The 15,909-nt window shown below is 68.1% G+C and carries 17 protein-coding genes and 1 pseudogene; 9 read left to right on the top strand and 9 right to left on the bottom strand.

The window, feature by feature from the left end; all coding sequences use genetic code 11:
• The first annotated feature begins 164 nt into the window (after positions 1 to 164).
• On the top strand, positions 165 to 596 hold the full coding sequence (rplM, locus tag KXJ60_RS19200; RefSeq protein ID WP_291121334.1) for a 50S ribosomal protein L13: 432 nt from the start codon (positions 165 to 167) through the stop codon (positions 594 to 596).
• A gap of 12 nt (positions 597 to 608) precedes the next feature.
• A complete protein-coding gene (rpsI, locus tag KXJ60_RS19195) occupies positions 609 to 1,001 on the top strand; it encodes a 30S ribosomal protein S9 (protein WP_291131564.1) in 393 nt (130 codons plus the stop codon).
• Here the strand turns inward: rpsI and KXJ60_RS19190 are convergent.
• A complete protein-coding gene (locus KXJ60_RS19190; RefSeq protein WP_291131708.1) occupies positions 988 to 1,170 on the bottom strand; it encodes a hypothetical protein in 183 nt (60 codons plus the stop codon). The two genes, rpsI and KXJ60_RS19190, sit on opposite strands and share 14 nt — an antisense overlap.
• Here KXJ60_RS19190 and KXJ60_RS19185 point away from each other — a divergent pair.
• The 3 genes from KXJ60_RS19185 to erpA all read left to right on the top strand — a co-directional run bounded on the left by KXJ60_RS19185 (position 1,169) and on the right by erpA (position 2,688).
• Positions 1,169 to 1,810: a DUF6776 family protein gene (locus tag KXJ60_RS19185; RefSeq protein ID WP_363318064.1), complete on the top strand. Its 642-nt coding sequence runs from the start codon at positions 1,169 to 1,171 to the stop codon at positions 1,808 to 1,810. The genes KXJ60_RS19190 and KXJ60_RS19185 overlap by 2 nt on opposite strands.
• Before the next feature lie 29 nt (positions 1,811 to 1,839).
• Positions 1,840 to 2,238 (top strand): polymer-forming cytoskeletal protein, encoded by a 399-nt coding sequence (locus tag KXJ60_RS19180; RefSeq protein WP_291131561.1) that lies wholly within the window; start codon positions 1,840 to 1,842, stop codon positions 2,236 to 2,238.
• 84 nt (positions 2,239 to 2,322) lie between these two features.
• A complete protein-coding gene (gene erpA, locus KXJ60_RS19175; RefSeq protein WP_291131560.1) occupies positions 2,323 to 2,688 on the top strand; it encodes an iron-sulfur cluster insertion protein ErpA in 366 nt (121 codons plus the stop codon).
• Positions 2,689 to 2,767: 79 nt separating this feature from the next.
• On the opposite strand, the gene KXJ60_RS19170 is transcribed toward erpA, so the two are convergent.
• Entirely contained in the window at positions 2,768 to 4,129 is a 1,362-nt protein-coding gene (locus KXJ60_RS19170; protein WP_291131558.1) for a M23 family metallopeptidase, read from the bottom strand.
• 203 nt (positions 4,130 to 4,332) lie between these two features.
• On the opposite strand from KXJ60_RS19170, the gene tyrS reads away from it, so the two are divergent.
• Positions 4,333 to 5,583: a tyrosine--tRNA ligase gene (gene tyrS / locus KXJ60_RS19165; RefSeq protein ID WP_291131557.1), complete on the top strand. Its 1,251-nt coding sequence runs from the start codon at positions 4,333 to 4,335 to the stop codon at positions 5,581 to 5,583.
• 10 nt (positions 5,584 to 5,593) lie between these two features.
• Here tyrS and KXJ60_RS19160 read toward each other — a convergent pair whose 3' ends face one another.
• The 7 genes and pseudogenes from KXJ60_RS19160 to KXJ60_RS19130 all read right to left on the bottom strand — a co-directional run bounded on the left by KXJ60_RS19160 (position 5,594) and on the right by KXJ60_RS19130 (position 13,167).
• Complete coding sequence (locus KXJ60_RS19160; RefSeq protein WP_291131555.1) at positions 5,594 to 6,277, bottom strand: ankyrin repeat domain-containing protein; 684 nt, start codon at positions 6,275 to 6,277, stop codon at positions 5,594 to 5,596.
• Positions 6,274 to 6,768 carry a heme-binding protein gene (locus tag KXJ60_RS19155; RefSeq protein ID WP_291131553.1) on the bottom strand — a complete coding sequence of 165 codons (495 nt, stop codon included), beginning with the start codon at positions 6,766 to 6,768 and terminating at the stop codon, positions 6,274 to 6,276. The genes KXJ60_RS19160 and KXJ60_RS19155 overlap by 4 nt, the downstream gene beginning before the upstream one ends.
• A gap of 104 nt (positions 6,769 to 6,872) precedes the next feature.
• Positions 6,873 to 7,523 (bottom strand): response regulator, encoded by a 651-nt coding sequence (locus KXJ60_RS19150; RefSeq protein ID WP_291131551.1) that lies wholly within the window; start codon positions 7,521 to 7,523, stop codon positions 6,873 to 6,875.
• Positions 7,520 to 9,004, bottom strand: coding sequence for an ATP-binding protein (locus KXJ60_RS19145; RefSeq protein WP_291131549.1), 1,485 nt, complete (start codon positions 9,002 to 9,004; stop codon positions 7,520 to 7,522). The genes KXJ60_RS19150 and KXJ60_RS19145 overlap by 4 nt, the downstream gene beginning before the upstream one ends.
• A gap of 211 nt (positions 9,005 to 9,215) precedes the next feature.
• Positions 9,216 to 10,895: pseudogene (locus KXJ60_RS19140) on the bottom strand (branched-chain amino acid ABC transporter ATP-binding protein/permease); the annotation flags it as partial.
• 86 nt (positions 10,896 to 10,981) lie between these two features.
• On the bottom strand, positions 10,982 to 11,857 hold the full coding sequence (locus tag KXJ60_RS19135; protein WP_291131547.1) for a branched-chain amino acid ABC transporter permease: 876 nt from the start codon (positions 11,855 to 11,857) through the stop codon (positions 10,982 to 10,984).
• 125 nt (positions 11,858 to 11,982) lie between these two features.
• Positions 11,983 to 13,167: an ABC transporter substrate-binding protein gene (locus KXJ60_RS19130; protein ID WP_291131546.1), complete on the bottom strand. Its 1,185-nt coding sequence runs from the start codon at positions 13,165 to 13,167 to the stop codon at positions 11,983 to 11,985.
• A 221-nt stretch (positions 13,168 to 13,388) separates the two neighbouring features.
• Here KXJ60_RS19130 and KXJ60_RS19125 point away from each other — a divergent pair, with 221 nt between their 5' ends.
• From KXJ60_RS19125 to KXJ60_RS19115, 3 genes are all read left to right on the top strand, one after another.
• Complete coding sequence (locus KXJ60_RS19125) at positions 13,389 to 13,820, top strand: nuclear transport factor 2 family protein (RefSeq protein WP_291131544.1); 432 nt, start codon at positions 13,389 to 13,391, stop codon at positions 13,818 to 13,820.
• Between the two features lies 1 nt (position 13,821).
• Entirely contained in the window at positions 13,822 to 14,754 is a 933-nt protein-coding gene (locus KXJ60_RS19120; protein WP_291131542.1) for a polysaccharide deacetylase family protein, read from the top strand.
• Positions 14,751 to 15,909, top strand: a 1,159-nt coding sequence (locus tag KXJ60_RS19115; protein ID WP_291131540.1) for an amidase, incomplete at its 3' end; no start/stop codon positions are given. The genes KXJ60_RS19120 and KXJ60_RS19115, both read left to right, overlap by 4 nt.

Below are 15,909 nucleotides of genomic sequence, written 5' to 3'. Positions count from 1 at the left end.
GCACGCATGGTTGCCATGGCAGGCCAGAATTTCGTACAATGGCAGGCTTCGCAGCGATCAGCTGGCTCCGCGGCGAAGTCTTCAACACCCACCTAAGAGCGTTCCGTCAGAGAACGACCGACCGTGGAAAAGAGCCGCCAAACCACCTCTCCCAGAGAAAACTCATGACCAAAACGTTCAGCGCCAAACCCGCTGACGTGACGCACGAGTGGTTTGTGATTGACGCGACCGACAAGGTCCTCGGACGAGTAGCCAGTGAAGTTGCTCTCCGTTTGCGCGGCAAACACAAGGCCATTTACACGCCTCACGTCGATACCGGTGACTTCATCGTCATCATCAACGCAGCCAAGCTCCGCGTCACGGGCAACAAAGCCCTCGACAAGGTGTACTACCGCCACTCGGGTTTCCCCGGCGGTATCTATGGCACCAACTTCCGCGACATGCAGGCCAAACACCCTGGCCGCGCGCTCGAGAAGGCCGTCAAGGGCATGCTGCCCAAAGGTCCCCTCGGCTACGCCATGATCAAGAAGCTCAAGGTGTACGGCGGTGCAGAGCATCCGCACACCGCCCAACAGCCGCAAGTGCTGGAACTCTAAAGGAGCCTTGAGATGATTGGTGAATGGAACAACGGAACCGGCCGTCGCAAGTCCAGCGTCGCCCGCGTGTTTCTGAAAAAAGGCAGCGGCAAGATCACGGTCAATGGCAAGGACATCCAGGCCTACTTCGGCCGCGAAACCTCCATCATGATCGCCAAGCAGCCCCTGCTGCTGACCAACCACGCCGAGACGTTTGACATCCAGGTCAACGTGCACGGTGGTGGCGAATCCGGCCAGGCCGGTGCTGTGCGTCACGGCATTACCCGCGCCCTGATCGACTACGACGCGACCCTCAAGTCGGGTCTGTCGCAAGCCGGCTTCGTGACGCGCGATGCCCGCGAAGTGGAACGTAAAAAGGTCGGTCTGCGCTCCGCGCGCCGCCGCAAGCAGTTCAGCAAGCGCTAAGCCCGCTGTCCATGCTCCAGAAGCCGCCTTCAAGTGTCAACTTGGGGCGGTTTTTGCTTTCTGGGGCCTGGTTGCGTTTGCTTGCACTTTGAAAGGTCGGAATGCGCTTGCGCCTGTTGCGAAGAAGGCTGACGGTCAGTGCGCCGCGCGTGTCGGTGCGCAGCGCCATGCCCTGGCCTCTTCGCTGGGTGCTGTGTGCGTTGTTGTTGGGTTTTTCGGCTGCGTTGGCCGTATGGGCGTTTGAGTTCGGCAAGGACATTGCGGGACTCGACCGCAATGCCCAGCAAGAGCTTGAACAGTTGCGGCGCGAGGTCCGCATGTTGCGCACCGACCTGAGCGAGGCGCAGTCGGTGGCCAACACGTCGGACAGCCTGCTGATTGCCGAGCGCAGTGCGCAGGCGCAGCTGATGATGCAGATTCGCCAGCTCCAGACCGACAACGAAGTGCTGCGCAGCGACCTGGGCTTCTTCGAGCGACTGATCCCGGGTTCGGGCAATGACACGTTGAGCATCCGCGGCTTGCAGGCCGAGCGCCTGTCGGAGACGCAGCTGAAGTGGCAGGTGCTCATGATCCAGGCGAGCAAGAACGCACCCGATTTCAAGGGCGCGCTGGAGGTCACGTTCACCGGCACGCTGGCGGGCAAGCCATGGTCGCTGCGCCAGGCTCCCGCGCCGCAGTCGGTCATCATCAAGGGCTATTTGCGCATGGAGGGCGTGGTGGACGTGCCCGCCCAGGTCGTGGTGGAGAATGTCACGGCCAAGATCCTCCAGGGCACTTCGGTCCGATCCATGCAATCTTTCAACCTGTAACCGTCGCGGTCCGCCGTGAGGAGATCTCCATGTTCGCGAAAAAGAAGCAACCTCCCATCAAGAGCCTCATCGCGCAGGGCACCCGCATCGAGGGCAATGTGTTCTTCCACGATGGGTTGCGCATTGACGGCGAAGTCATTGGCGACCTGCGGGCGAGCGACGAACAGCCCAGCCTGCTGGTGGTGAGCGAGGCGGCGGTGGTCACCGGGCAGATCCATGCCGACCACGTGATCATCAACGGACACGTCAAGGGGCCGGTGCTGGCGTTCGAGTTGCTGGAGCTTCAGCCCAAGGCGCGCATCGAGGGCGACGTGTCGTACAAGGCGCTTGAAATGCACCAGGGGGCCACCATTTCTGGTCAGCTCAAGCCCATGGCCGGCGGGCTTGAGGACAAACCCACATTGAAGCTGGCGGCAAATAACGGTTGATCGCATACCCGAGCGTTTTGATTTAGTATCCAACGCTCTTCCAGGTGCCTTGCACCTCCCCTTTTTCCGTCAAGAGGTATTCCCATGAGCGCTGTTGCCGAAAACATTCCGACCGAAATGCCGGCACCGCTGGTCTTCACCGACAGCGCTGCGGCCAAAGTGGCCGAGCTGGTGGCCGAAGAGGGCAATCCCGAGCTGAAGCTGCGCGTTTTCGTGCAGGGCGGCGGTTGCTCTGGTTTCCAGTACGGCTTTACCTTCGATGAGATCGTCAACGAAGACGACACCACCATGACCAAGAACGGTGTGTCGCTGCTGATCGATGCCATGAGCTACCAGTACCTGGTGGGCGCCGAGATCGACTACAAGGAAGACTTGGAAGGCGCCCAGTTCGTGATCAAGAACCCGAACGCATCCACCACCTGCGGTTGTGGCTCGAGCTTCAGCGTCTGACACCAGACTGCTTCAAACACCCACAAAAAAGGGAGCCGCTGGCTCCCTTTTTTGCGGCCGGGCCTCACGGCCCGGTGGTTTACTGAGCGCTGGCTTGCTGGATGCTGGCTGCCGCATCCAGCTGTTTGCGCTGCAGTTGTGCGACCGCATCGAAGCGCTGGCGCAGGGCAGGCGGCACCGGGATCGACTCGCTCTGGCGCGCAATCGCCAGCGGATCGACATGCACGCCGTTGTCGCGGAACTCGAGGTGCAGGTGGGGCCCGGTCGAGGCGCCTGTCGTGCCCACATTCCCGATGAACTCGCCTTGTGAGACACGCTGACCTTTGCGCACGCCGATGCGGCTGAGGTGGGCGTACACGGTCATCTGGTTGCTGCGGTGGCGGACATAAATGACGTTGCCGTAGCCGCGTTGTTCGCCAGCAAACTCCACCACGCCGTCGCCAATCGTGCGCACAGGCGTGCCGGTGGGTGCGGCGTAGTCCACACCCATGTGGGCTTTGCGATCGCCCGTGATGGGGTGAAAGCGCATGCCGTAGCCGCTGCTCACGCGCGAGAACTCCAGGGGAGAGGCGAGGTAGAAGCGGCGCGAGCTCGTGCCGTCAAAGCCGTAGTAGCCGCCCTTGTGGCCGGGTTCCTCAAACCACACGGCTTCGCGCTTCTTGCCGTCGTTGACGAACTCGGCGCTGAGCACGCGGCCGGTGCGCATGCTCTCGCCGTCGGCTTCGAGGCTTTCGTAGACGACGCTGAAGCGGTCGCCCTGGCGCAGGTCCCGGCGGAAATCGATGTCGCTGGAGAACATTTCAGCGAGCTGGATGGCCACGGGGTCCGGGATGCCGGCTTCGTCGGTGGCGGCAAAGAGCGAGCTGCGGATCACGCCGCTGGCCAAGCGAGCCGAGGCGGTGAGCGCACCCTGCTCCAGGCGTGAGCTGAGCGTGCCCTGGGCGTTCTTCTCGATCACCAGACGTGTGAAGCTGCGCTCGTCGGCGGACAGCCAGCGTGCGGTGAGGCGAAGCAGGGCTTGCTGGTCAGACGCTTCCACGCTGACCAGGCGACCAGCGCGGCCGAGCAACTGCCGCGCGATGGCGTCGTTGCGAAGGAATGTCTGTGCCTGGGTGTCGAGCACGCCCAGGCGCTGCAGCAGGCTCTGGGCGGTGTCGTCGCGGCGGGTGGTCTCGCTGCGGAACAGCACGAGCGGTGCAGCGGGTGGGGCGGCAACCAAGCTGTCGATGTCCAGGCGGGTGGGCGCGTCGAGTGCTTCGACGACCTGGCGCACGGGCAGGTCGGAGGCGTCGGGGGCCAGCGGGGCGATACCGAAGGCGGTGACGCCCGTGCCCAGCAACAGCACGCCCAGGCCACCCATGATGCGGCGCGGATGCCTTGCGAGGCTTTGGCTTGTGGCATCAGCAAGTTGTGCCAGCGTGTGGAGTAGCGAACGGGTCAAAATCGGGGTTTCCAGTAGGGCGGGCCGCAGGTGGGCGGGCCACGCGCACAAAAAAAGAGCGGTTGAGGCGGAACAAGTTCACTCAAACGCCCATGCGCAGACGAACCAGCTTGATATCGTGCAAAAACTGCGCCAACTAAAATCCGTCCAACGCGCCCGGCAGTATAGCCAGCGTGCACCCTTTTGCATCTGAAAAAACCCCTATGACCGCCCTCTCCAACGACGCCGAAAGTTCTCAAAAAAGCGTGCCCCTGACGGACGGCGTCCAGCACGCCCTGAGCGTCACGCTGCGGGGGTGCGAAGAATTGATTCCTCAGGCCGACTGGGTCAAAAAATTGTCACAGTCGGAAACCAGCGGCCAGCCGCTGCGCATCAAGCTGGGGCTGGACCCCACGGCGCCCGACATCCACATTGGCCACACGGTGGTGCTCAACAAGATGCGCCAGCTGCAGGACCTCGGGCACCAGGTGATTTTTCTGATCGGTGACTTCACCAGCCTGATTGGCGACCCGTCCGGGCGCAACAACACCCGCCCGCCGCTCACCGCCGAGCAGATCAAGGCCAATGCCGAGACGTACTACAAGCAGGCCAGCCTGGTGCTGGACCCGGCGCGCACCGAGATTCGCTACAACAGCGAATGGAGCCTCCCGCTGGGATCGATGGGCATGATCCAGCTCGCCGCCAAATACACCGTGGCGCGCATGATGGAGCGCAACGATTTCCACGACCGCTTCAAGGCGGGCACGCCCATCAGCGTGCACGAGTTCCTGTACCCGCTGATGCAGGGCTATGACTCCGTGGCGCTCAAGAGCGACCTGGAGCTGGGCGGCACCGACCAGAAATTCAACCTGCTCATGGGTCGTCACCTTCAACAGGAATATGGCCAGGAGCCGCAGTGCATCCTGACCATGCCGCTGCTCGAGGGGCTGGACGGGGTGGACAAGATGTCCAAGAGCAAGAACAACTACATCGGCATCACCGAGGAGGCGAACTCGATGTTTGCCAAGGTGCTGAGCATTTCCGACACGCTGATGTGGCGCTGGTACACGCTGCTGTCGTTCAAGTCGCTGGCCGAGATCGAGGCGCTGAAGAAAGAAGTGGACGGTGGGCGCAACCCCAAAGACGCCAAGGTGATGCTCGCCAAGGAAATCACCACGCGCTTTCACAACGCAGTGGCGGCCGATGCGGCGGAGCAGGACTTCATCAACCGCAGCAAGGGCGGCGTGCCGGATGACATTGCCGAGGTGTCGCTCTCGGGCGCGCCCCTGGGCATTGCGCCGCTGCTCAAGTCCGCAGGCCTGGCGCCCTCCAACAGCGAGGCCAACCGCCTGATTGAAGGCGGTGGCGTGCGCGTGGACGGCGCGGTGGTCAGCGACAAGGGGCTGAAGCTGCCCGCCGGCACCTTCGTGGTGCAAGTGGGCAAGCGCAAGTTCGCCCGTGTCACGCTGAGCTGAACCGACCCGTTCAGCGCCGTTCGGCCGCCTCCAGCATCGCCACCATGGCGCTGTAGCCCCGGGCGCGGGCCAGCGCCAGCGGCGTCTGGCCGGTGCGGTCGGCCAGCTGCAGGTTGGCGCCTGCGTCGATCAGCGCCTTGAGCGTGGCCTGGTGACGCGCGCCGCCATCGCCCAGCACGACCGCCTCGATGGCCGCTGTCCAGTGCAGGTTGTTCACGTGGTCCAGCGGCGCGCCCGCCGCAATCAACTGCCGCACGACGCCGTCGTGGCCCAGGTGCGCCGCCGCGATGAGCGCCGTGCCGTCGTAGCGGCTGGTGGTCTGCCGGGCGCTGGCGCCCAGTTGCAGCAGCACGCGCAGCGTGTCTTCGTCATCGGCGACCGAGGCGATGGTCACGGCGTCGTAGCGGTCGTTCTCCAGCCGGTTGATGTCCGCACCCGCTTTGACCAGCGCGCGAATGGCCTCGCGTTGCCGGGCAAACGTGGCCACGTGCAGGGGCGTGCGACCGCGCGCGTCGGTGGCGTTCACGGCGGCGCCGCCCGCCACCAGTCGCGCGATCTTGGCGGCATCGCCCTGCTGGGCGGCGGCGTGCAGGCCGCTGTAGGCTGCGGCCTCGCTGGCACTGGGCGCCACCTGGGCCCAGGCCGATGCCAGCGGCATCGACACCAGCGCGGTGATCAGCGTGCGGCGTTTCATTTCAGCTGGTCCTTGACCTTGTCGAGCGCCGCCATGGCGCATTGCTCGTCCAGATGACCGCCGGGTGCGCCGCCCACACCCACCGCGCCGATCACCTCGTTGCCCACTTTCACCGGCACGCCGCCACCCAGCAGCAGGTAGCCGGGGATGTTCACCAGGTTGGCCGCGGCCGGATTTTTCTGGGCGCCTTCCATCATGGCCAGCGTGGTGTTTTTGGCCGACGCGGAGGTGTAGGCCTTCAGGCGGCTGGCCTCCAGCGTGTGCGGGCCGGCGTTGTCGGCACGCATGACGGCGCGCACGCCGCCCGCGCGGTCCACCACTGTGGCGGTCACGTTGTGGCCGGCGGCGCTGCAGGCGGCCACGGTGGCGCTGGCGATTTGCCCGGCGAGTTCGAGCGACATGTTCTTTTCCACGCGCACGCTCTGGGCGCTGGCGAAGGAGGCTGCGGTCAGCGAGGCGGCGAGCAGGGTGGCCTGGACGATGGCTTTCATGGGGTTCTCCGGTGGGGTGAAGCGGTTCGATCAACCGTGGGAGAACTGTAGAAATTCGCGCCCGTCTTCACCATTCGGACGCCTACGCGCGGGCCTCCGTAGAACTACGCAGTGCCGCCAGCCGCATCGTGCGCATCGACCAGGGCGGCGTAGTGGCGAATGAGTTGGGCCAGCGAGGGCGCCTGCAGCTTGGCGAAGAGGTTGGCGCGGTGGGTCTCGACCGTTCGCGGTGACAGGCCGAGTGCGCGGCCGATCTCCTTGTTGGTCAGGCCTTCGACGATCAACCCGAGCACCTCGCGCTCGCGTTCGGAGAGTTGCGCGTAGCGCTCGCGCGCGGCGCGGTCGGCCTGGTGGCGCTGGCGCGAGCGCACGTGCTGGCGCACCGCGTTCTGCAGGGCTTCGAGCAGGGCCTCGTCGTCCACCGGTTTTTCCAGGAACTCTGCCGCACCGGCCTTGAAGGCGCGGCGGCACATGTCCACCGTGCCGTGGCCGGTGAGCATGATCACTGGCTGGTCCACGCCCTGCGCAACGAGGGTGTCCAGCACGCTCAGCCCGCTGATGCCGGGCATGCGCACGTCGAGCACGATGGCACCGATGCCCTCGCGGTCGAAGTCGCTGAGGAACGCTTGCGGGTCGCTCCAGGGCTGCACGCGCAGGCCCACCGTGCCGATCAGCAAGGCCAGGCCGTCGCGCACCGCCTGGTCGTCATCGATCAGGTGCACGGTAGGCGACAGGGTGTCGGGCGATCCGTTCATGGTGTGCCTGTGGCCAGCGGCAGTTGCAGGCGAAACACGGCGCCACCCTGGGGCGCGTTGGCCGCGCTCAGCGCGCCGCCCATGCCCTGAGCCAGCGTTTCGCACAGGCTCAGGCCCAGTCCCAGGCCGCCTTCGCGCGTGGAGAAGAAGGGCTCGAACAGGCGCGGCAGCACCTCCGGTGCAATGCCGGGTCCGCTGTCGGCCACCGAGATGTCGGCGCGCGCACCCTGTGTCGACACGGTCAGGGTGAGCCGCCGCTGAGCGGGAGGCACCTGCTCCAGCGCCTGCAGCGCATTGAGGATGAGGTTGTGCACGATCTGGTCGAGCGCGACGGGGTCGGCCAGCACCGTGACGGCTTGCGGGGCGTCGAGCCCGGGCACGACCTCGCGCCGCTGGCACTCGGGCTCCAGCAGGTACAGCGCGCGGCGCACCGCTTCCACCGCCGCCACCGGCTGGTGTTGGCCGCTGCGGTCCGGCCGCTCCACCGCCTGGCGCAGGCGCCCCACCACCTCGGCCGCCCGCCGCGCCTGGGCGACGGCTTGCAGCATGGCGTTGCGCGCGGTGGGGAGTTCGGGGGGGGCTTCGAGGAGCAGGCGCTGCGCGGCCTGTGTGTTGGCGAGCACGGCGGTGAGGGGCTGGTTGAGTTCGTGGGCCATGCCGGCCGCGAGTTCGCCCAGCGTGTTCAGGCGGGCCACCTGGCCCAGCCGCAGCAGTTCTTCGGCGCGGCGGCGTGCGCTGCGCTGGCGCTGCAAATGGTGCAGGGCCGCCAGCAACGCGGCCACGCCCAGTGGCCAGGCCAGCATTCCCGCCCAGGGCAGTTCGCTCCAGCCGACCGTGCGCGTGGCCACCACGTCAAACGGCTGGCTCTCGGCGGCCAGCAGCTTGTGGAAGCCGAAGTGCCAGCCGTGCGCAGGTGCATCGGCGGCCGGCGCGCCGGCCTGCACCACGTACCGCTGGCCGGCGTGTTCCAGCGTCACCCGCACGGGGCTGGACTCGGCCTTCATCGGCCATTCCGGCCAGGGCACCATGGCGCGCATGTCGATGGTCAGCGCGTAGCTGGTGGGTGTGGCCGCGAGCACGAGCTGGTAGCGGCCTTGGGTGAGGTCGAGCCCGCCCAGCGCGGCCCGGCGCGTCTGGCGCGAGAGCGTTTCGGCCTGCGTGAGCATGGCGTCGCTCCAGCGCTGGTCGGGGTCGCGCCGTTGCACGCTCAGGATCTGCGGGTACAGCACCGGCAAGCGCTGCTCCGGGGAGGCCGCGCCGCCACCGCTGTCGGGGGCTGGCTGCAGCAGCGCCAGCGTGGCGAGCATGGCGTCGTGCTGCACCACCTGCTGGCTGAGCAGCCGGTGCACGATGCGCGCGTCGGTTTCGAACAGCGACCGCTGTTGTTCCAGCGACTGGCGCGCGATCGCGGCCGCGCCGGCCAGGGCCACCACCGCCCCGCCGACCAACCACCACACCGGAAATCGCCAGGGCCGTCGCATCCGGCGGATTCTGTCATGCGCAGCGGCGCAGCGTGGGGCCGGGCCAGCCGACGGGCCGCCCCAAGGCAGGCCCAGCCCCCTCGGGGGGCAGCGACCCGCGCAGCGGCGGAGCGTGGGGGTCCAGCCCTTCCGCCGGGCCGCCCCAAGGCGGGGCCGCCCCCTCGGGGGGCAGCGACCCGCGCAGCGGTGGAGCGTGGGGGTCCAGTGAAGCGCCGAGGTAGGCCTGTTGCACCGCGGCGTTGGCTTGCACCTCAGCAGGCGTGCCCGCCGCCAGCCACTGGCCGGCATCGAGCACCACCACGTGGTCGGAGATGCCCATCACCAGCGCCATGTCGTGCTCCACCAGCAGCACGCCCAGGCCGGCGTCGGCGATGCGGCGCAGCAGGGCCGCCAGCGCGGTCTTGTCCTCTCGCGAGAGGCCGGCGGCGGGCTCGTCGAGCAGCAGCACTTCGGGGTCGAGCGCGAGCGCGCGGGCAATCTCCACCAGGCGGCGGTCCACGTGCGGCAGGTCGGCCGCGCGCGCCTGCGGTGCACCGGCATAGCCGCACCACACGAGCAGGGCTCGCGCCTGAGCGCGGGCGCTGGCGGAGCGCAGGCGCGCATCGCCCAGCAGCGGCCCGAGGCGGCCGCGGTTGAGCGCCAGCGCCACGTTGTCTTCCACGCTCAGGCTGCCAAAGAGTTGCGAGGTCTGGTAGCTGCGCGCAATGCCCAGGCGCGCCAGGCGCATGGCGGTGCGGCCGGTGAGGGCGTGCCCGCCCAGCGAGAAGCCGCCCGCTGTGGGCTGGTAGTAGCCGCTGAGCACGTTGAGCGCGGTGGACTTGCCCGCGCCGTTGGGGCCAATCAGGCTGGTCACGGCGGCGGTGCGCGCCTGCAGGCTCAGGTCACCCACCGCGCGCACGCCGCCAAACTGCATGGTCAGGCCCTGCGCCGCGAGCACCTGGCGCTCACGCGCAGGCAGGCTGAAGCCCTCGGGCGCGGTGGCCGGCTGCCAGTCCAAGGCACGGGCGCCGCGCAAGCGCTGCAGCAGGCGGCGCCACTGGCGCTCGGCCAGGCCCACCATGCCGTCGGGCGCAGCCCACAGCACCAGCAGCAACAGGCCGCCAAAGAACAGCAGGCGGTATTCCTCCAGGCTGGAGAGCAGCTCGGGCAGCAGGCCCACGATGAGCGCGCCCACCAGCGGCCCGGCCACCGACCCCGCGCCGCCCAGCATCACCACCAGCACAAACAGGATCGACTGCACAAAGCCGAAGGTGTGCGGCGTGACGAAGCCCGAGAGCGGCGCAAACAACCCGCCTGCCAGCCCCGCGCACGCGGCGGAGAGCGCAAACGCCACCACCTTCACCGCCAGCGGGTTCAGGCCGATGGACTCGGCGGCGGTTTCGCTGTCGCGCACCGCGCGCAGCGCCGCGCCCCAGGTGCCGCGCGAGAGCCACGCATAGCCGGCCAGCACCACCACCGCGCTCAGCAGCGCCAGCAAGGCCACCGCCTGTTCGCCCGCCACCGGGCCGAGCTTGGGCGAGCCGATGCCCATGATGCCGTTTTGCCCACCGGTGAGGTCGCGCATCTCGACGATGGCGTGCTCGACGATGAAGCCAAAGGCAATCGTGATCATGGCGAGGTAAGGCCCCTTCACGCGCAGGGCCGGCAACGCCAGCAGCGCGCCCATGGCACCCGCCAGCAGCACGGCGATGGGCCAGGCGAGCCAGAAGCTCAGGCCGGCCTTGCTGGTGAGGATGGCCACGGCATACGCGCCCACGGCATAGAAGCCCACGTGCCCGAAGGACACCTGGCCGCTCAGGCCCATCAGCAGGTTCAGCCCGATGCCGACCACCGCGAGCAAGGCCACGTTGGCCAGCACGAAGGCGTAGTAGGGGTTGACGGTGAGCGCCATCACGGCGCCGGTGCCGAACACCAGGCACACGGCCGCCAGCTGCGCCGGTGTGCCCAGGCCCAGCCAAAGGCGGGGGGTGGAATCGCTCATACCTTCTTCACCTCCGCGCGGCCAAAGAGGCCATTGGGCCGCGCCGCCAGCGCCACGATCACCAGACCGAACGTGATGATCTGCGTGTAGCCCGAGCCCAGCGTGCTCGTGACCAGCGCCTCGATCACACCAAACAGCAGGCCGGCGATCATCACGCCCCAGGCGCTGGTGATGCCACCCAGAATGGCCACGGCAAACGCCTTGAGGCCAAACAGCGTGCCCATGTCGGACGCCACGTTGAACAGCGGCGCGATCAACACACCGGCAATGCCGGCAAACAGCGCCGAGAGCGCAAACGCCAGCGCAATGGCGCGCTGGATCGGAATGCCCATGAGGCGCGCGGCCGACGGGTTCTGCACCACCGCCAGCATGCCGGTGCCCCAGCGCGTGCGGCGCGAGAGCAGGTGCAGCACCGCCGCCAGCGCCAGCCCCACCACCGGAATGAGCACCTGCAGGGGATACAGGCCCAGGCCCACATCGCCCAGGTTCAGCGGCGTCTGCGCCAGCGGCGAAGGCAGGCTGCGCGGCTCCTTGCCGAAGGTGAACAGCACGAGGTTGTCGAGCACGATGCCCAGCGCCACCGTGGCCATGAGCCAGGCGTCCGAGCCGCGCCGCGCGAACGGCCGCACCGCCACGAACTCGACCACCAGGCCATACAGCGCACACAGCGCCAGCGCGAGCACGATGGCCGCCCACAGCGGCCAGCCCAGCGTCTGCGCAAACGCAAACGTGAGCACCGCACCCAGCATCATCGAACTGCCCTGGGCAAAGTTCACCGTGCCCGACACGGCATACGTCACATAGAAGCCCAGGGCCATGAGCCCGTACATGCTCCCCAGGCCCAGCCCGCTGATCAGCGCTGACAACAACATTTAAGAATCCTTGAAGGCACGCACCGCGCGCAGCAACCCAGTCCAGAGACACCGAGGGTCCGGCTCCGCCGGCCCAAGGTGTCGCCCCCCTTGAGGGGGGAGCGCCGAAGGCGCTCGGGGGGTGTTTACCGGACAGGCAGGATGCGGTTGTCGATGAACTGCGCCCACACGTAGTCGGTCGAGTTCACCGCGTCGTGCACGCCGGGCTTGAAGGGCTGCTCGTAGGTCTTGATCAGGCCGTCGTACTTGCCGATCTTGTAGAAGCCCTGGCGCACCGCATCGCCGTCGGTGGAGCCAGCGGCGCTGATGGCGAGCGCGGCGAGCATCATCCCGTCGTAGGCGTTGGCCACACCCACGGCGGGCGTGATGTCGTCCGGGCCCTTGATGGCCGGGTACTTGGCCTTGAGCGCGGCAATCACCTTCTGGCCCACGGGGCCCTGGTCGCCAAAGAAGCTGTAGGTCTGCACGAAGTGCACGTTCTTGCCGTTGGGGCCGGCCAGCTCGGTGAAGCGGCCACCCGCCGGGCCCCAGTGCGAAACGATCGGCACCTGCCAGCCCATGCGGTCGAGCGACTTCACCACCTGCGCCGACGGACCGACGTTGCCCACCATGAACAGCGTGTCGGCACCGGCGGCCTTCAGGCGCGTGAGCTGGGGCACCACGTCCACATCGTTGCCCTCGAACTTCTCCACGCCCACGGCCTTCATGCCCTTGGCGGCCAGCGCGGCGTGCAGGCCTTTTTCGTTCGACTCGCCCCACGGGTTGTTCACCAGGATCATGCCGGGCTTGGTGCTCTTGAAGTTCTTCTGCGCGTAGTCGAGCATGCCCACGTTGACGATCTCGTCCACCGCCGACACGCGGAACGCGAAGTTCGGGTTGGCGCCGTTCTTGGTGATCGGCGTGCCCGCGGCCCACGGCCCCATGAAGGGCACCTTCTCCTGGTTGATCAGCGGCACGATGGCCATGGACACCGGCGTGTCCAGCCCGCCAAAGATGACCGCCACCTTCTCGCGGTAAATGAGTTCGCGCGCGGCCAGCACGCCCTTGGCCGGGTTGGCCTCGTCGTCGCGGCGCACCAGCTCCAGCTTGCGGCCACCGAGCAGCCCGCCCTTGGCGTTGATCTCGTCGATGGCCACCGTGAGGCCGCGCGTGATGGCCTCGCCCGCCAGCGCCGACTGGCCCGAGAGCGCGGTGATCAGGCCGATCTTGATCGGGTCGGCAGCAAACGCGGGCAGCGCCCAGAACGAACAGGTGAGGGCAGCGGTGGCAGCCAGCAGGCGGCGGCGGGTCGGTCGGGCGGCATGGGTCATCGCAAATCTCCAGAGGGGGTTGAACACATGACGGGCCTGTGCGCCGCCATGCCTGTCAACGGATGCAAGGGCCGTGCCAGCGTCAACAAATGCAAATAAAGATTGTCAACAATATGTGTTTGTCTTTGTCTACCATGTGGCACAGGCCTTGCTCACACCAAGAGCGTGCACCGGGCAGGACGCCTCCGCGCCCCGAAGCAGTGCCCCACAGGAGAACACCCATGAGCGAATCGCCAAAACAGTGCGCCGACACCGGGCTGGACCCGGCTGGCATCGTCGACGAGTACCTGCGCATCCTGATGATTCCGGACCCGGCCAACGCCATGCGTTTCGTCGCTCCGGATCTGCGCATCCGTTTCACGGGCGGGCGCGCCATGAGCGCACCCGCCGAGTGCGCCGCCTTCAATGCCACGCGCTACGCGTGGGTGAAGAAGCGCATCGAACGCACCGAAGTGGTGGCCGGTGGCACGCCAGAAGAAACGGTGGTCTACAGCCTGGGCACGCTCTACGGCGCCTGGCCCGACGGCACCGCGTTCGAGGGCAACCGGTATGTGGACCGCTACGTGGTGAAGCACGGGCTGATCACCCACATGGATGTGTGGAACGACAGCGCCGAATGGCTGATGGTGCGCGCCGGCCTGGCGAGCGTGTGACATGAGCAACGCACTCCTTTACGACGGCCTGCTGCCGCACCACGGCCGCTTTGACTACCAGCCCATCACCCGCCGGGCCGACCACGTGTGGCCCAACGGCGCGCGGCTGGCGGTGTACCTGGGCTTCAACCTGGAGCACTTCGCGTTTGGCGAAGGCATGGGCGCGGGCATCGGCCCCGTCTCGCCGCACCCCGACGTGCTCAACGCGAGCTGGCGCGAGTACGGCAACCGCGTGGGCGCGTGGCGCTGCATGGAGCTGTTTGACCAGCTCGCCCTGCCCTGCGCCACGCTGCTCAACACCGCGCTGTACGACCACTGCCCCGAACTCATCGCGGCCTGCGTGGCGCGCGGCGACGAGCTGGTGGGCCACGGCCACACCAACGCCGAGCGGCAGGGCACATTGCACGAGGCTGAAGAACAGCGCCTGCTCGCGCTGTGCCGCGAGCGCATCGCGCGGCACAGCGGCGTGGCGCCCACCGGCTGGCTCTCGCCCTGGATTTCGGAGAGCCACCTCACGCCCGACCTGCTGGCCGAGACCGGCTACCGCTACACGCTCAACTGGTGCCACGACGACCAGCCCGTGGCCATGCGCACGCGCAGCGGCCAGCGGCTGTGGAGCGTGCCCTACCCGCAGGAGCTCAACGACATTCCCATGATCGTGGCGCGCCAGATGGACGCCAAAGACTTCGCGCAAATGGTCATCGACAACTTCGACGAGATGCGCGAGCAAGCCCGGCGCCAGCCGCTGGTGATGGGCCTGGCGCTGCACCCGTACATCGTCGGCCAGCCCTACCGCCTGCGCCACCTGCGCCGCGCGCTCGAACACCTGGCCCGCGCGCGCGACGCGGGCGAGATCTGGTTCACCACACCCGGCGCGATCTGCGACGCCGCCGAACAACAGGCCCAGGCCTCCACACCCACCTCGCCCGCATGACCACCGACCTGCCCCTCACCCTCAACGACACCGTGGGCGCCTGGGTGCCGCACGGCCGCTTCGTGCGGCCCGGACAGGCCAGCGGACCGCTCCAGGGCCTGCGCTTTGCCGCCAAGGACGTGTTCGACGTGGCCGGCCAGCCCACCGGCGCCGGCAACCCCGCGTGGCTCGCCAGCCACCCCGTGCCCACCCGCAGCAGCCCGCTGGTGGACGCCTTGCTGCAAGCCGGCGCCACCCTGGCCGGCAAGGTGCTCACCGACGAACTCGCCTACAGCATCCACGGCGACAACATCCACTACGGCACCCCCATCAACGCCGCCGCGCCCGCACGCGTCACGGGAGGCTCTTCAAGCGGCTCGGCCGCGGCGGTGGCCGCGCGGCTGGTGGACTTTGCGCTGGGCACCGACACCGGCGGCTCCACCCGCGTGCCCGCCAGCTACTGCGGCCTGTGGGGGCTGCGCACCACGCACGGCCTGCTCAGCCGCGACGGCCTGGTGCCGCTGAACCCGCTGTTTGACACGCCCACCTGGCTGGCCCACGACCCCGCCACCTTCGAGCGCGTGGCCAGCGTGCTGCTGCCCGACTCCCCCTTCGCCCCCCGGCGCGTGCTCACCTTGAGCGACGCCTGGACCGAAGCCGAGGCGGTGTTCCAGCCCGCGCTGCAGCAAGCGCGCGACGCGCTCATCGGCCTGCTGGGCGCGCCCGCGCACGCGCGCACGGCCAGCGACGAAGGCCTGGACGCCTGGCGCCAGCTCTACGTGACGGCATCGGCCTTCAACGGCTGGGAAACGCACGGCGAATGGATCGCCAACCACACGCCCGATTTCGCGCCGCCCATTGCCGCGCGCTGGCAGTTCGCCAGCACCGTGCGCGCCGAAGACGCCGCCGCCGCGCGTGCGCGCATCGCCGGCATTCGCGCCCACGTGCGCGGCTGGCTCGGCGAAGACGGCGTGGCCGTGCTGCCCTCGGCCGCCAGCCTGGCGCCGCTGCGCGACGCCGACCCCGCTGCCGTGGACGCGGTGCGCATGCGCACGCTGCGCATCACCAGCATCGCCGGCCTGGCGGGGCTGCCGCAGGTGAGCCTGCCGCTGCGCAGCCCGGAGGGCGTGCCGCTGGGCGTGTCGCTGCTGGGCCCCGCCGGCCGCGCCCGCGCCC

This window comes from Hydrogenophaga sp. (assembly GCF_019264445.1).
Taxonomy (GTDB): Bacteria; Pseudomonadota; Gammaproteobacteria; order Burkholderiales; family Burkholderiaceae_C; genus Hydrogenophaga.
This window is presented reverse-complemented; position numbering and strand designations above follow the sequence as displayed.

What these genes read in the sequence shown, in the direction of transcription:
- KXJ60_RS19180 (WP_291131561.1), top strand. Translation starts at nt 1,840, where the DNA reads ATGTTCGCGAAAAAGAAGCAACCTCCCATCAAGAGCCTCATCGCGCAG.
- KXJ60_RS19130 (WP_291131546.1), bottom strand. Translation starts at nt 13,167, where the DNA reads ATGACCCATGCCGCCCGACCGACCCGCCGCCGCCTGCTGGCTGCCACC.
- KXJ60_RS19120 (WP_291131542.1), top strand. Translation starts at nt 13,822, where the DNA reads ATGAGCAACGCACTCCTTTACGACGGCCTGCTGCCGCACCACGGCCGC.
- KXJ60_RS19190 (WP_291131708.1), bottom strand. Translation starts at nt 1,170, where the DNA reads ATGGCGCTGCGCACCGACACGCGCGGCGCACTGACCGTCAGCCTTCTT.
- KXJ60_RS19185 (WP_363318064.1), top strand. Translation starts at nt 1,169, where the DNA reads ATGCCCTGGCCTCTTCGCTGGGTGCTGTGTGCGTTGTTGTTGGGTTTT.
- rpsI (WP_291131564.1), top strand. Translation starts at nt 609, where the DNA reads ATGATTGGTGAATGGAACAACGGAACCGGCCGTCGCAAGTCCAGCGTC.
- tyrS (WP_291131557.1), top strand. Translation starts at nt 4,333, where the DNA reads ATGACCGCCCTCTCCAACGACGCCGAAAGTTCTCAAAAAAGCGTGCCC.
- KXJ60_RS19150 (WP_291131551.1), bottom strand. Translation starts at nt 7,523, where the DNA reads ATGAACGGATCGCCCGACACCCTGTCGCCTACCGTGCACCTGATCGAT.
- rplM (WP_291121334.1), top strand. Translation starts at nt 165, where the DNA reads ATGACCAAAACGTTCAGCGCCAAACCCGCTGACGTGACGCACGAGTGG.
- KXJ60_RS19145 (WP_291131549.1), bottom strand. Translation starts at nt 9,004, where the DNA reads ATGCGACGGCCCTGGCGATTTCCGGTGTGGTGGTTGGTCGGCGGGGCG.
- erpA (WP_291131560.1), top strand. Translation starts at nt 2,323, where the DNA reads ATGAGCGCTGTTGCCGAAAACATTCCGACCGAAATGCCGGCACCGCTG.
- KXJ60_RS19135 (WP_291131547.1), bottom strand. Translation starts at nt 11,857, where the DNA reads ATGTTGTTGTCAGCGCTGATCAGCGGGCTGGGCCTGGGGAGCATGTAC.
- KXJ60_RS19155 (WP_291131553.1), bottom strand. Translation starts at nt 6,768, where the DNA reads ATGAAAGCCATCGTCCAGGCCACCCTGCTCGCCGCCTCGCTGACCGCA.
- KXJ60_RS19160 (WP_291131555.1), bottom strand. Translation starts at nt 6,277, where the DNA reads ATGAAACGCCGCACGCTGATCACCGCGCTGGTGTCGATGCCGCTGGCA.
- KXJ60_RS19125 (WP_291131544.1), top strand. Translation starts at nt 13,389, where the DNA reads ATGAGCGAATCGCCAAAACAGTGCGCCGACACCGGGCTGGACCCGGCT.